Origin of the sequence: Aeromonas schubertii (assembly GCF_000820105.1) — a bacterium.
Taxonomy (GTDB): domain Bacteria; phylum Pseudomonadota; class Gammaproteobacteria; order Enterobacterales; family Aeromonadaceae; genus Aeromonas; species Aeromonas schubertii.
In genome coordinates this window covers 1-13,973 of record NZ_CDDB01000040.1, presented here as the reverse complement: position 1 = coordinate 13,973, position 13,973 = coordinate 1, and the positions used below count along the sequence as shown (strand labels likewise).

Here is a 13,973-nt window from a genome sequence, read left to right as displayed (position 1 = left end):
ACCATGCAGCATACCCTCATCAAGTCCCAGGCCTATCTGGATGGCCACTGGTGCCCGGCCGCCAGCGGCCGCACTCTGGATGTTCTCAACCCCGCCAGCGGCGCCGTCATCACCCAGGTGCCCGATATGAACGGTGAGGATACCCGCCGCGCCATCGAGGCGGCCCACCGGGCCCAGGGACCCTGGGCGGCCCTCACCGCCAAGGAGCGGGGCAACCGACTGCAAGCCTGGTTCCAGGCCATCACAGAGAACGGCGAAGAGCTGGCCCGCATCATGACCTGCGAGCAGGGCAAACCCCTGGCCGAGGCACGCGGTGAGGTGGCCTACGGGGCCAGCTTCATCCAGTGGTTTGCCGAAGAGGCCAAGCGCGCCTATGGCCGCACCATACCGGGCTTTAGCGCGGATCGCCGCCTGGCGACCATCAAGCAACCGGTCGGGGTGGTCGCCGCCATCACCCCCTGGAACTTCCCCATCGCCATGATCACCCGCAAGGCGGGTCCGGCGCTGGCCGCCGGTTGCACCATCGTCATCAAACCCGCCGCCGAGACCCCCCTGTGTGCCCTGGCCCTGGCGGCCCTGGCCGAGCAGGCGGGCATCCCGGCCGGCGTCATTAACATCGTCACCTCGGCCCATGCCAGCGAGGTGGGGAGCGAACTCACCGCCAACCCCCTGGTGCGCAAGCTCTCCTTCACCGGCTCCACCCGCATCGGCAAACAGCTGATGCGCCAGTGCGCCGACACCATGAAGCGCCTCTCTCTGGAGCTCGGTGGCAACGCCCCCTTTATCGTCTTCGATGATGCCGATCTCGACGCCGCCGTCGCCGGCGCCATCGCCTCCAAGTTTCGCAATGCCGGCCAGACCTGCGTCTGCGCCAATCGCATCCTGGTTCAGTCCGGGGTGCACGATCAGTTCATCGAGCGCTTCCAGGCTGCCATCGCCGCCCTCAGGGTGGGCGATGGCCTGGCCGATGGCACCCAGATAGGCCCCCTGATCAACCCGGCCGCCATCAACAAGGTCGAGAGCCTGGTCGCCTCGGCCCGGGATGCCGGCGCCCACCTGGTATGCGGGGGGAGTCGCCACGACGCCGGTGCGCTCTTCTATGCCCCGACCCTGCTGACCGGCGTCCGCCCCGGCAATCCCATCCTGGATGAGGAGATCTTCGGTCCGGTCGCCCCTGTGGTGCGCTTCGAGAGTGAAGAGGAGGCCATCGCCCTGGCCAACGACACCCCCTATGGCCTCGCCTCCTACTTCTATGGCCGTGACATCGCCCGGGTCTGGCGAGTGGCCGAGCGCCTCGAATATGGCATGGTCGGCATCAACGAGGGGATCATCTCCACCGAGCTGGCCCCCTTCGGTGGCATCAAGGAGTCGGGTCTGGGCCGCGAAGGGGCGGCAGAGGGACTCGAAGAGTACCTTGAAACCAAATATCTCTGCTTTGGCGGCATCCGCTAATTCACCACGACATCGGCCGGGGGCGAGGGCCCCCGAGCATTCAGGGAGGAATCATGAGTCAATCGAGCAACCAACAGTGGCAGGCCCGCCGTGAGGCCGCCGTGGTTCAGGGCGTGGGCACCCTGCTGCCCGCCTTTATCGAGCGCGCCAGCAACGCAGAGCTGTGGGATGTGGAGGGCAAGCGCTATATCGACTTCGCCTCCGGCATCGCCGTGCTTAACACGGGCCACAACCATCCCAAGGTGATCGCCGCGGTGCGCGATCAGCTGGAGAAATTCAGTCACACCTGCTTCCAGGTCACCCCCTACCCGGGCTACATCGAGCTTGCCGAGCGGCTCAATGCCCTGGTACCCGGCCCCACCCCCAAGCGCACCCTGTTTCTCTCGACCGGAGCCGAGGCGGTGGAGAACGCCATCAAGATAGCCCGCGCCCACACCGGACGCAGCGGCGTTATCGCCTTCAAGGGGGGCTTTCACGGTCGCACCATGATGGGCATGGCCCTCACCGGCAAGGTGGTTCCCTACAAGGTGGGCTTTGGCCCCTTCCCCGGTGAGGTCTACCACCTCCCCTTCCCGGCCGACTATCTGGGGGTGAGCGAGGAGAGTGCCCTCACCGCCCTGGAGGGACTCTTCGCCGCCGACATCGAGCCGGCCCGGGTCGCCGCCATCATCATAGAGCCGGTACAGGGTGAAGGGGGCTTCTACCCCGCCTCCCCAAGCTTCCTGCAGGCCCTGCGCCGGGTCTGCGACCAGCACGGCATCCTGCTTATTTGCGACGAAATACAAACCGGCTTCTGCCGCACTGGCAAGACCTTCGCCACCGAGTACAGCGGCATAGAGCCGGACATCATGACCCTGGCCAAGAGCCTGGCCGGGGGCTTCCCCCTCTCGGCCGTGGTGGGCAAGAGCGAGGTGATGAACGCCGCCAAGCCGGGCGGTCTCGGCGGCACCTATGCCGGCTCCCCCATCGCCTGCGCCGCCGCCCTGGCGGTACTCGATGTGCTCGAGGAGGAGCAGCTCAACCAGAAGGCCCAGGCCCAGGGCGAGCTGATCAAGAGCCGGCTGCATCGCATAGGCGAGCGTTTTGACTGCATAGGTCAAATTCGTGGCCCCGGCGCCATGGTGGCCATGGAGCTGGTGAAAAACGGGGATGCCGGCCAGCCGGATCCCGATCTCACCAAGCGCCTGGTGGCCGAGGCGGGCAAGCGCGGTCTTATCCTGCTCTCATGCGGGGTTCGCGCGAATGTTATCCGTTTCCTGGCCCCCCTGACGGCCCCTGTCGCACTGCTGGAAGAGGGGCTGGCCATCCTGGAGCAATCCCTGGAGGCCGCGCTGGCCTGACCAGCGTGAAAGTGACCGCTTACCACTGCAAAAAAATGCATTTTCGCCCCCTTTTGTGCTTGTCAAGGGGGCATCACGAATGCACAATGCGCCACCGCAGAAAGAGCCGGTGTCGAGTCGTACACCGGTTCTTTTTTTGCGGTACACAAATCCATAACGAGGCCGGCATCAACCGGAAAAGATAGCGAGATTGGCAGCAATCTCACGACACCCGCTGTTTAGTGAGGAACATCATGGGGAATATCATTGCTTTCCTGCCGGCCCACGCCGGTTTGCGCCACCCTGGCGCCCCCGATGCCGGGATCCGCTTCCCGGGTATGTTTGTGAAAGGTTCTGCCCGGAACCTTTGCGAGGAGAAAGCATGATGGCGACCCAACCGGTCGGTCTGAAGAAGACCCTCAAGCTGTGGCACGTGGTGATCATGGGCCTCGCCTATCTGACTCCCATGGCCGTCTTCGATACCTTCGGCATCGTCACCGAGATCACCGAAGGGCACGTTCCCACTGCCTATCTGTTTGCCCTGATCGGCATGCTCTTCACCGCCCTGAGCTATGGCCATCTGGTGCGCAAGTTTCCGTCGGCAGGCTCCGCCTACACCTATGCCCAGAAGGTGTTTCACCCCTATGTGGGCTTTCTGGTGGGCTGGGTCTCCCTGCTCGACTACATGTTCATGCCCATGATCAACATGTTGCTGGCCAAGATCTATCTGGAGGCCCTGTTCCCGAACGTGGAGCCCTGGACCTATATCTTCGGCCTGGCCGCCGTGATGACCGCCCTCAACCTGCGCGGCATCAAGCTGGTGGCCAACTTCAACAGCCTGATCGTCATGATGCAGTTCAGCATCATCGCCGTCTTCATCGCTCTTATCGCCTGGGGTGTCTATAACGGCGAAGGGCTCGGCACCCTGGCCAGCAGCCGCCCCTTCTTCTCCGAGCAGATGCACATCAGCCCGCTGCTGACCGGCGCCTCCATCCTCTGCCTGTCGTTTCTTGGCTTTGATGCCATCAGCACCCTCTCGGAAGAGACCCCGGATGCGGATCGGGTGATCCCGCGCGCCATCGTGCTCACCGCGCTGATCGGCGGCGTGCTGTTTGTCTCCACCTCCTACTTCCTGCAGCTCTTCTTCCCGGACATCTCCCGCTTCCAGCATCCGGATGCGGTGCTGCCGGAGATCGCCCTCTACGTGGGTGGTACCTTCTTCCAGGCCGTGGTACTGGTCTGCACCACGGTGGCAGTGCTCGCCTCCGGGCTCGCCTCCCATGCGGGCGTCTCCCGCCTGCTCTATGTGATGGGGCGTGATCGCGCCCTGCCGCGCCGCTTCTTCTCTTATGTCCATCCCAAGTGGCAGACCCCGGCCTGCAACGTGCTGCTGGTGGGCGTGCTGGCCCTCTCCGCCGTCTCCTTTGACCTGGAGATCGCCCTGGCCCTGATCAACTTCGGCGCCCTGGTGGCCTTCACCTTCGTCAACCTGGCGGTGATTGCCCACTTCTATGTGAAGCTGGGTCGCAACAAGACGCTGAAAGACCATCTGACCTACCTGCTGCTGCCCCTGTGTGGTGCGGCCTGTATCGGGGTGCTCTGGCTCAATCTGGAGCCCGCCTCCTTCGAGCTCGGGCTGATCTGGGCCGCCCTCGGCGTTATCTATCTGTTCCTGCGGCTGGCGGTATTCCGCATCCCGTTCCGGGCGCGCGAAGAGGCCGAGGCAGTGCAATAAATCGACCACAAGGAGCCTGCGGGCTCCTTGTTCGTTTCCCCCTCCCGGGAGGGGCGGAAAAATGCGATCTGGCGCCCATTTTTGCTTGTCTGCCCACCCCTGCGAATGCACAATACGCCCCCCATCGAAGGACCGATGCCCAACCGGCATCGGTTCTTTCTTTTATGGGACCAAGACCACCACCCAAGAGGCCGGAACCGTTCCGGAAGTGATACCGAGATTGGCTGCAATCTCTCGTTGTAGATGAGGAATAAATGGGGCGTTTTACTGCTTTTGTGCCGGAATGTGCCGGCCTGCGTCTCCCCGGCGCTCACGATCTCCAGGCGGCTCCCTGCCGCACCCGATTCATCTCCCTGACGGGAGAGAGCACGGAGGAGACCCGATAATGGCTGCACAAGGCGCCAAGCTGCTCAAGACCCTGACCCTGGTCCAGGTGATCGTCATGGGTCTGGCCTATCTGACCCCCATGGCCGTGTTCGATACCTTTGCCATCGTCGGCGAGATCACCGACGGTCGCGTCTCCACCGCCTACCTGCTGGCGCTGGGCGGCATCCTGCTCACCGCCTTCAGCTACGGCCACCTGGTGCGCAAGTTCCCCTCCGCAGGCTCTGCCTATACCTACGCCCAGAAGGTGTTCAACCCCTACATCGGCTTCATGGTCGGCTGGTCTTCCCTGCTCGACTACATGTTCATGCCGATGATCAACATCCTGCTGGCCAAGATCTATCTAAGCGCCCTGTTTCCGGGGATCGAGCCCTGGGTCTTCATCTTCGCTCTGGTGACCGTGATGACCTTCCTCAACCTGCGCGGCATCAACCTGGTGGCCAACTTCAACGGCGCCATCGTCCTCATCCAGCTGGCCATCATCACCGTCTTTATCGGCCTGATGGGCTGGGGCATTTATCACGGCGAAGGGGCCGCCACCCTGGTGAGCAGCCGGCCGTTCCACGTTGAGTCGGCCGGCATGGTGCCGCTCTTTACCGGTGCCACCATCCTCTGCTTCTCCTTCCTCGGCTTCGACGGCCTGAGCTCTCTTAGTGAAGAGACCCCCAATGCCGGCAAGGTGATTCCCAAGGCGATCGTACTGACCGCCCTCATCGGCGGCGTCATCTTCGTGGTGGTCTCCTACTGTCTGCAGCTCTATTTCCCGGATCTGGCCCGCTTCAGGGAGCCGGACGCCGTGCTGCCGGAGATCGCCCTCTACGTGGGCGGCACCCTGTTCCAGAGCGTGGTACTGGTGTGCACCACGGTAGCCGTGCTGGCCTCCGGCATGGCGGCCCACGCCGGCGTGTCGCGCATCCTCTACGTGATGGGGCGCGATCGCATGATCCCGGAGCGGGTATTCGGCTACATCCACCCGAAATACCGCACCCCGGCCATCAACGTGCTGATGGTGGGCGCCCTGGCCCTCTCCGCCGTGTCGTTCGATCTGGACATGGCGCTGGCGCTGGTGAACTTCGGTGCCCTGGTGGCCTTCACCTTCGTCAACCTCTCGGTGATCGGTCAGTTCTGGGTGCGCGAGAAGCGTAACAAGAGCCTGAAAGATCACCTGCTCTATCTGCTGCTGCCGCTGCTGGGCGCCGCCACCATCGGGGCCCTGTGGATCAATCTGGAGCAGAGCTCACTCGAACTGGGCCTCATCTGGGCTGGTATCGGCGCCACCTACCTGTTCCTGCGTCTGGCCGTGTTTCGTATCCCGTTTCGTCAGTACGAAGAGCTGGATGCCCGCTAAGGGACTCCCTCTGATAACAACGGCGACCCTCTGGTCGCCGTTTTCATTGCGCCCTCTGGCGTCCCCGATCCTTTCCAACACGGCTCGATATCGGCAGCGGCCTCTTTTTCATAAAAAGACGATGCCCGGTGACATCCCGGTGTCCAATAAACGGCTATCTTGTCCTCTTCCGGCCCCCGGGGGTGATGGCGTCTCGTACAGGCAATCCGAGTTGCACACTGGAGACACCAGCAGGGATGAAAAAAGGACCTGAACAGAACCTTTCTCATTTACCCACAAAAATGCACACAACGGTGACACCTCAGTCTCCGATTAATTACCATCTCGCAACATGTTCGCCCCCAGGTCCCCGCTTCCGAGCCCCGGATCGGCCGACCCGTTTTTGTTAGATACAGGCTAGTTATCATGATTATTTTTACCGCCGACTCCGTACGCCACATCACCAAGCTGCTCGACGGGCAGCCAGTCGATTATCTCTTTTTCAACGATGGAGCACTCACACGCAAAGTGGTCAAGATCACCCGGGTCTGTGAAGAGTTCGATTGCAACGGGTTGACGATGGAGGTGCCACTGGGTTACCACCTGAAACTGGAGGATGGCAAGGTGATGGGTTTAGCCCTCGATGCAAGCGGCACTCCTCACACAGAGGAGGCCATCTCGGCGATTCAGGAGGAGCCCGGCTCGCTCAAATCCTGGATTGAGGCAGGAGTAGACCGCTATCACTTCTGACAGGGCAAGCCGCGGCTCGCAGAGTGAGTCGCTTCGCATGCCGCCCTGTCATGAGAGGGGGAGCCAGCCCCCTCTCTTCACTGCCGAGTCAGGGCCTCTTCGGCCGAGCGAAGCGGTTTGTCGGTGACCTTCTCCAGCTTCTCGTGCCCCGCCTCTATCTTGTCCCCGGCCCCCTCCTTGACCGCCTTCACCTCTTTCCTGGCCTGCTCACTCTTCTGCTCGACCAGGTCCTCTGCATCACAGCGACCTTTCACCCCGACGGCAGCATTCATCGCCCCATTTTTGGCCACCTTCTCCAGGGTACAGTCGGGCTTAATCAGATTCGCCTGGGCACTGCCCATCACCAGCAGCAGAGGGATCATCAGGTATCGCATCGCGAGACTCCATCAGGGTAGGAAAACCACCAGCCTAGAGGGGGCGATGACAGGATGCAATCCCGCCGGCGCGATGGATGAGCCGGGGCCCCGTCGAGCCGTCAGAAAATGTCATCGAACCATCATCAAAACGTCAAAGTGTAATAAAAGCGTCATAAACCCCTGCTGTAATGCGCCCGACTTCAGCTACCCGACGGCCCGACCGTCCCAAGAGGCTTCAATGCACAGCGAACACACCCAGTCCCAAGTCCAGCACCGTTCTTACGGCCAACTGCTCAACTGGGCCAGCGTCATTGCCCTGGTCTATCTCATCCTGGTCGCCGTCGCCGCCGTCTCCCACGGCTTCAAGGGCTTCTCCGGTGGCGCCGAAGGGGCCGCCCAGATCTTCGCCTTCGCCAGCAACCCCTTCGTGGCCCTGCTGCTCGGTATCCTGGCCACCGCCCTGGTGCAATCGTCCAGCACGGTCACCTCGGTCATCGTCGGCCTGGTCGCCGGTGGCCTGCCCATGGCCATGGCCATCCCCATGGTGCTGGGTGCCAACCTCGGCACCACCATCACCAACACCATCGTCTCCATGGGCCATGTGCGCAACCGCGAGGAGTTTCGCCGCGCCTTCGCCGCCGCGACCGTGCACGACTTCTTCAACCTGATGGCCGTAGCCATCTTCCTGCCCCTGGAGCTCGCCTTCGGCCTGCTCTCCCACAGCGCAGAGGCCCTCGCCAACCTGCTGGTGGGCAGCAGCAACCTCTCCATGAAGGGGATGGACTTTATGAAGCCCCTGACCGCACCGGCCATGGATCTTATCGACGGGATCACCGCCTTCCTGCCCGGCAAGGGCCCGGCCCTGGCCACCATCGCCATCGGTATTCTGCTGATCCTCGGCTGCGTCACCTGGCTCGGTAAGGTATTGCGCTCCGTGCTGGTGGGCCGCGCCAAGGAGCTGCTGCACAAGGCGCTGGGCCGTGGCCCGATCGCCGGTATCACCTCCGGAGCCCTGGTGACCATCATGGTGCAATCCTCCTCCACCACCACCAGCCTGATGATCCCCCTGGCCGGCGGCGGTGTCTTCACCACCCGCCAGCTCTACCCCTTCACCCTGGGCGCCAATATCGGCACCACCATCACGGCCCTGCTGGCGGCGACCGCCATCACGGGTGAGGGTGCTCACCTGGCCCTGACCGTGGCCCTGGTGCACGTGCTGTTCAACATCTTCGGCGTCCTCTTTATCTATGGCTTGCCCTTCCTGCGCGACCTGCCGGTGCGTGCCGCCGAGAAGCTGGCCGAGGTGGGCAGCGAGAACAAGCTGCTGGCCATGGGCTATGTGCTGGGACTCTTCTTCGCCCTGCCGGGCATGATGATGATGCTGGCCAAATAAACGGTGTGGCAGATGACGGCGACCCCTGGGTCGCCGTTTGCATTTGGGGATCAGTCACGAGTCGGGCCGACGTCCTCCCGATTCTTCGACTAAGGTTAACAGGCAGCGCAAAGTTGCTGATTTATATGCACTCCCAGATGCAGAGGACGCCAATTCATGACAGAGCACACCGATCACCTGCCCGGCGAAGGCATGGTCGAGCCGGCCCCGACCGGTAACCGCTATCTCTACTACACGGAAGGGGATCTCGCCCGCATTCTCGATAACCTCGAACAGCTTCGCCAGGCGGTCTTTCCCACCGTACCGGGGGGCGCTGAAGAGACCTCTCAGCCCCCTCACAGCTTCCCTTCTGTCTGCCTGGTCGGCCTGGGGCGATGCGGCTCCAACATAGCCCAGGATGTGGCCTCTCTGGTCTACAACGCGCGCAGCTTCTACCTCAACGAGTTCAATAGCGAAGAGCAGCGCAAGCGAGAGAAGGAGTTTGGCCCGGTGCGCTGGATCCGTCGCAACCTGCGCCTGCCCCATCACGGCGCCCGCCCCGTCTTTCTGATCGAGCCCATGGTGATGCTGGGAGACCTCGACAAGGACATCGACGGTCGAATTCGCCACTCCAACCGCGGGGGTGAGGGGGGGTTTCTGCGTGATTACGCCAAGATGCGGGTCATGGATCTCTCCGAGATCCATGCGGGGGGCGCCGGTAACGCCCCCATCCTCGGTCAGTACCTGGCCAAGATCATCCTCAACAAGAGCCCCCACTACTTCTCCAACTCCCAGTGGCAGGCCATCCACACCTATCTGGTGGATTCGTGCGGCATCAAGGCCAACCAGTCTCGTCTCTACTTCTACATCTTCAGCGCCGGCGGTGGCACCGGCTCGGGCATGGCCTCCGAGTTCGGTCTGGCCCAGCAGTACTCCTACATGAGCAAGACCTTCTCCCCCCCGTCAGAGGAGCAAGAGCCCCTCTCCCTCGGGGAGCACTTCATGTTCGACCCCATCTTCACCAGCGGGATCTGCATCCTGCCCAACATCTGCGATCGGGGCATCGAGATCTCCGAGGCACTGCATATCAACGCCGGGCGCCTGCTGTGCAAATACCTCTCCGAGGAGTGGGACTTCTCCTATCACTTCGACAACGAGGTGTCGGGAGATACCACCATGCTGCAGCGGATCCGCCCCTGGAACGCCATGATGCTCATCTCCAACGACATCATGCGCTACGCCGAGCAGAGCGACGACGGGGATATCCAGCATGTAGACGTCAACACCATGGAGAAGTACGCCAACCAGTACATCTCCCAGCAGATCTTCAACATATTGACCGCCCAGGCCGTCACCACCGACTACGACGAGAACTATTTCCGCCGCGCCGGCATCGACATCAGCGAGACCATCCGCCTCGATGCCAACGACCTCTTCATGAGCCTGGCCGGGCCGGTCGCCGTCGCCTATGCGGAGTCGGTCTCCCCCGAGGAGGGGCTGTTCGACCGGGAGGGGGGGCTGAACGTGGACGATCTCTTCACCCGCTCCATCCAGCTGCCCCACTTCAACAAGACCACCCAGGCCATCGAGGGGATCAGCCTGCTCCCCATCGAGGCGGAGCACTATCAGGAGTATCTGGACGACTATGTGCAAAGCGGTCACAACCCGACCCGCCTCAACGATCTGCACTTCTTCAAGAACTGCTCCTCCATCGTCTCGATCATCTCCCTGCCCAAGGAGTACAAGCTCTCCTACGTGGATCTCAACCGGCTCAAGTCTCATCTCAACGGGCTCTTCCCCAACACCACCCTCAAGCGCTACGCCCTGGTGATCGGTGCCTCGGCCAACATCTCCCTGACCACCCTGATCGTCAAGAGCCCCTGCCTGAGCGATGACTTCCTTACCCTGATCGTCGCCTTTATCAAGCGCTGCTTCGCCCGGGATCACTACCGCTTCGACGATCACCTCGACAAGGCGATCCTCGATCTGATCCAGGATGACCAGTGGGATGCCGAAGCGCTGGACGACATGCTCAACGAGTTCGAGAACCCGGCCAAGATCCTCGACACCAACTGGTACGCCATCAAACCCATGTACGAGAAGAAGTACCGGGAGCTGATTCGCGAGAAGGAGAAGTATGTCTCCATCAACGACATTCGCCTCAGCCGCGAATGCGTCAAGAAGGCGGTCCTCTATCTGCGCGAGATCTACCGCCACAAGGTCAGCAAGACCCGGATCCTCTCCCTCAACCCGAGAAAGAGTGGCGCCTGAACGACGCCTTGACCCAGGAGGCGCGGTATCGACCGCGCCTTTTTATTTCTGCGCCTTGGGCATTTGCGGCTACGCCGAACACGGGAGGCGCTCGGCCAAGCTCCTTGCCTGTGGCATGCCCTTTGATGCGGCTGCGCCGCATAGGGGGTTCGCCCGCCCACCAGGGGGAGCTCGGTCGAGCTCCTTGCCTACGACGGGCACCCTGCATGCGAGGGCGCTGCCCTCGAAAGGGGTTCGCCCGCCCTGCGGGCTGTGGCGAGTGACTTTTCTTTGCGTAGCCAAAGAAAAGTCACCAAAAGAAAGGCCACCCCCGCTGATTCGCTCTCCTTCGTCGAGTACCCTCGCCTCAGCCATCAGGCCGACGGCACGCGCCGACGGTCCATCCTTGGACCGCCGCCCCTCGCTCGACATCCCTGTCTCGCGACCTGGCCTGATGGCTTCAACTCGGCGAATCAGAGGGGGAACCAATACCCTGCCCCACGGATACTCTTACCGATACGGGATGCATTGATGTAGCCACTGATCGTCCCTGACCTTGCGCCCTCACCTCGGCGGATTGAAAGGGGAGCCAATACCCTGCCCCGCTGATGCCCTTGCTAAGACTTGATGCATTGAAGCCGCTACTGAGCGCTTCTGACACAGTACCCTCCCCTCGGCGGACTGAAGGGGGCTCCACTCTTCGCCCCTTAGCGGCGCGGCCTCCCTCTTGCCTTTTGGTGCAAAGAGTGGGCATATCACCCTTCTGTTACCCCATCACGGATGAGCCCACATCATGGATATTGACTACCGTATCAACCACCCCGTCACGGCCGAGCAGTTTGTCGCCTTGCTCAAACGCACCAGCCTGGGGGCCAGGCGCCCTATCGAGAATGCGGCCACCATAGCCGGCATGCTGGAGCACGCCGATCTGCTGGTCACCGCCTGGTCGGGAGAAGAGCTGGTGGGGGTGGCCCGCTCGGTGACGGACTTTCACTACTGCTGCTACCTGTCGGATCTGGCGGTCGCCGATGAGATGCAGACAAGAGGCATCGGCAAGGCGCTGATCCGCCACACCCTCGAGGCGCTGCATCAGGGGTGCAAGCTGATCCTGCTTGCCGCCCCCCAGGCCACCGGGTATTACCCCAAGCTAGGCTTTAGCGCCCATTCCAGCGCCTGGACTATCGCCAGCGCCGAGGAGTTGGTTTAGCCGGTCGCTGCCCCGGCCAAAGGGAGGGACACCATAGCCCCCGGCGAGCCAACAAGACACCGCTCGGCACCCAAAGACACCAGGGGGGCTCCCTGTTTTGGGAAATCGCGTCATTTTTCCCCAATCCGTATAAGTACCCTCTTCTCTGTTTGGGTAACGTGATGACACAGGGTGATGCCGTGCATCACCCGATAAACCCGTTAAGGAACCGAGCGATGAAAAAGGTATGTGTGGTGACAGGCGCCTCTTCCCGCACGGGGTCGCTTATGGCAAGGCGATGCGAAACGGCCACAGACGCGCCAGCATCACACCCTGCACCACAGCCGGGTCTCCCTCCATCACGGCCCTGGCGGCTTGCTCATCGACAGCGTCGAAGATCACCAGGCCGAAGGTGTCGGGCCCCTCGTCCAGTGTCCGTCCGGCCAAGCGCACCACACCGCGCCGGCTCAACGCTTCCAGATAGGCAAGGTGAGCGGCGATATGGGCCGCCTCAGTCGGGGTTGGGCCTGTGACCAACAGATCGCCCCGGGCCGGTGTGAGTCGATACAGGTAGTGCGCCATCGCCATCTCCCAAGCAGCTCGCCCGCCTGATCGGGCTCCCGCTCAACTTAACATGACGGTGCCACCTAGAAAGCGATGGGCGTCACCGCCCTGCGCAGCGGCCTCTTCGCGGCGTTGGCCAATAGCGGTTGCCGCAGGCCACCACCAAAAGAGGGCTTCCATTCACCGCCCCATATTACCGGCGAAAATACAAGCCTTTTAGAGCGGAACTATCAAGATGGGTGAAGGAGAGATAATGACAAACGAACCATTAAACCGCCCCCACCTCAATGGTCAGACCTGATGCCACTGGAATAATAAAAAGGGAATAAACCAAGCCCGAAGGGGGCTGGAGCAGAGCGCAAAAAATAACAATAAAAGCAGTAAGTTCATATAAGGAACAGCTAATCACCAATTCATCAATCCCTGTTATTTCATGGGGTTACCGATGTCAATTGACACACCTTTCAACTTACCACGCCTCACGATGGCAATACCCTTTACCAGGTGCGGGGATATGGCTGTCGGTCACCGATAAGCAACCCGCTCTGTTTCCAGTATCGTCTATTCCGGCCACGACATCGCAGGCCCTTCCTGCCTGTGGATATGCGTGCCAAACCATAAGGAACCGGTCATGAAATATTTCCCCTGCGGCGTCCTGCTGCTGTCACTCCCCTCGATGGCGGCCGACCTGATCGACATCGCCGACCTGGCTATCACCCCCTTCGCTGCTCCAACGGGCAAGGATTCCCTCGCCTTTCGCGAGGAGCAGAGGCTCACCATCGGCGACCAGACCTGGAGCCGGCAGCAGCAGCTCTATCAAGGGATCCCCGTCTACGGCCACTCCATCGTTCAGGGCTCGGGCAAGGGGGTGCTGCTGGCGCGGGAAGGGAAGGTGGTCACCGCCATCGGCGAGGATATCGACTCGACCACCCCCACCCTCGGTGAGCGAGAGGCCATCGACATCGCCGAGGCCGAGCAGGGTGTCGCCGGCGGCGATGCCGCCAACGCCCGCCTCCTGATCACCCTCGATGGGGAGCAGAAGGCACGTCTGGCCTATCTGGTGGATTTCCTCTATCCGAGCGGCGATGGGCTGGCCCGCCCCTTCACCCTGATCGACGCCCACAGTGGCGAGGTGCTGGATCGATGGGAGGGGCTCACCCGCCAGGAGGCCAGAGGCTATGGCGGTAACCAGAAGAGCGGGCGCTATGACTTCAGCCCGGGCAGCAGCTATGGCCCCATGACGGTGAGCCCGGATTGCCGCATGGAGACTCCCCAGGT

General features: G+C 62.1%; 11 protein-coding genes. 9 read left to right on the top strand and 2 right to left on the bottom strand.

Annotation, left to right across the window (positions count from 1 at the left end; all coding sequences use genetic code 11):
- The first annotated feature begins 3 nt into the window (after positions 1–3).
- The 5 genes from BN1133_RS08030 to BN1133_RS08010 all read left to right on the top strand — a co-directional run bounded on the left by BN1133_RS08030 (position 4) and on the right by BN1133_RS08010 (position 6,967).
- Positions 4–1,452 (top strand): NAD-dependent succinate-semialdehyde dehydrogenase, encoded by a 1,449-nt coding sequence (locus BN1133_RS08030; RefSeq protein WP_050666026.1) that lies wholly within the window; start codon positions 4–6, stop codon positions 1,450–1,452.
- A 53-nt stretch (positions 1,453–1,505) separates the two neighbouring features.
- Entirely contained in the window at positions 1,506–2,792 is a 1,287-nt protein-coding gene (gene gabT, locus BN1133_RS08025) for a 4-aminobutyrate--2-oxoglutarate transaminase (protein WP_050666025.1), read from the top strand.
- A 364-nt stretch (positions 2,793–3,156) separates the two neighbouring features.
- On the top strand, positions 3,157–4,506 hold the full coding sequence (locus BN1133_RS08020; RefSeq protein ID WP_050666079.1) for an APC family permease: 1,350 nt from the start codon (positions 3,157–3,159) through the stop codon (positions 4,504–4,506).
- Positions 4,507–4,891: 385 nt separating this feature from the next.
- Positions 4,892–6,238, top strand: a complete 1,347-nt coding sequence (locus BN1133_RS08015) for an APC family permease (protein WP_050666024.1) — start codon at positions 4,892–4,894, stop codon at positions 6,236–6,238.
- Positions 6,239–6,643: 405 nt separating this feature from the next.
- Positions 6,644–6,967, top strand: a complete 324-nt coding sequence (locus BN1133_RS08010) for a hypothetical protein (RefSeq protein ID WP_050666023.1) — start codon at positions 6,644–6,646, stop codon at positions 6,965–6,967.
- A 77-nt stretch (positions 6,968–7,044) separates the two neighbouring features.
- On the opposite strand, the gene BN1133_RS08005 is transcribed toward BN1133_RS08010, so the two are convergent.
- Positions 7,045–7,341 carry a hypothetical protein gene (locus BN1133_RS08005; protein ID WP_050666022.1) on the bottom strand — a complete coding sequence of 99 codons (297 nt, stop codon included), beginning with the start codon at positions 7,339–7,341 and terminating at the stop codon, positions 7,045–7,047.
- 220 nt (positions 7,342–7,561) lie between these two features.
- Here BN1133_RS08005 and BN1133_RS08000 point away from each other — a divergent pair, with 220 nt between their 5' ends.
- The 3 genes from BN1133_RS08000 to BN1133_RS07990 all read left to right on the top strand — a co-directional run bounded on the left by BN1133_RS08000 (position 7,562) and on the right by BN1133_RS07990 (position 12,152).
- A complete protein-coding gene (locus BN1133_RS08000) occupies positions 7,562–8,716 on the top strand; it encodes a Na/Pi symporter (protein ID WP_050666021.1) in 1,155 nt (384 codons plus the stop codon).
- A 156-nt stretch (positions 8,717–8,872) separates the two neighbouring features.
- A complete protein-coding gene (locus BN1133_RS07995; protein ID WP_050666020.1) occupies positions 8,873–10,966 on the top strand; it encodes a hypothetical protein in 2,094 nt (697 codons plus the stop codon).
- A gap of 772 nt (positions 10,967–11,738) precedes the next feature.
- Positions 11,739–12,152 (top strand): GNAT family N-acetyltransferase, encoded by a 414-nt coding sequence (locus BN1133_RS07990; RefSeq protein WP_050666019.1) that lies wholly within the window; start codon positions 11,739–11,741, stop codon positions 12,150–12,152.
- A 264-nt stretch (positions 12,153–12,416) separates the two neighbouring features.
- On the opposite strand, the gene BN1133_RS07985 is transcribed toward BN1133_RS07990, so the two are convergent.
- Positions 12,417–12,713 (bottom strand): YciI family protein, encoded by a 297-nt coding sequence (locus BN1133_RS07985; RefSeq protein WP_050666078.1) that lies wholly within the window; start codon positions 12,711–12,713, stop codon positions 12,417–12,419.
- A 613-nt stretch (positions 12,714–13,326) separates the two neighbouring features.
- Here BN1133_RS07985 and BN1133_RS07980 point away from each other — a divergent pair.
- A partial coding sequence (locus BN1133_RS07980; RefSeq protein ID WP_197273658.1) for a PepSY domain-containing protein occupies positions 13,327–13,973 on the top strand: 647 nt, incomplete at its 3' end.

Coding starts and splice junctions, on each gene's coding strand:
- BN1133_RS08030 (WP_050666026.1), top strand. CDS start 4: ATGCAGCATACCCTCATCAAGTCCCAGGCCTATCTGGATGGCCACTGG.
- gabT (WP_050666025.1), top strand. CDS start 1,506: ATGAGTCAATCGAGCAACCAACAGTGGCAGGCCCGCCGTGAGGCCGCC.
- BN1133_RS08020 (WP_050666079.1), top strand. CDS start 3,157: ATGGCGACCCAACCGGTCGGTCTGAAGAAGACCCTCAAGCTGTGGCAC.
- BN1133_RS08015 (WP_050666024.1), top strand. CDS start 4,892: ATGGCTGCACAAGGCGCCAAGCTGCTCAAGACCCTGACCCTGGTCCAG.
- BN1133_RS08010 (WP_050666023.1), top strand. CDS start 6,644: ATGATTATTTTTACCGCCGACTCCGTACGCCACATCACCAAGCTGCTC.
- BN1133_RS08005 (WP_050666022.1), bottom strand. CDS start 7,341: ATGCGATACCTGATGATCCCTCTGCTGCTGGTGATGGGCAGTGCCCAG.
- BN1133_RS08000 (WP_050666021.1), top strand. CDS start 7,562: ATGCACAGCGAACACACCCAGTCCCAAGTCCAGCACCGTTCTTACGGC.
- BN1133_RS07995 (WP_050666020.1), top strand. CDS start 8,873: ATGACAGAGCACACCGATCACCTGCCCGGCGAAGGCATGGTCGAGCCG.
- BN1133_RS07990 (WP_050666019.1), top strand. CDS start 11,739: ATGGATATTGACTACCGTATCAACCACCCCGTCACGGCCGAGCAGTTT.
- BN1133_RS07985 (WP_050666078.1), bottom strand. CDS start 12,713: ATGGCGCACTACCTGTATCGACTCACACCGGCCCGGGGCGATCTGTTG.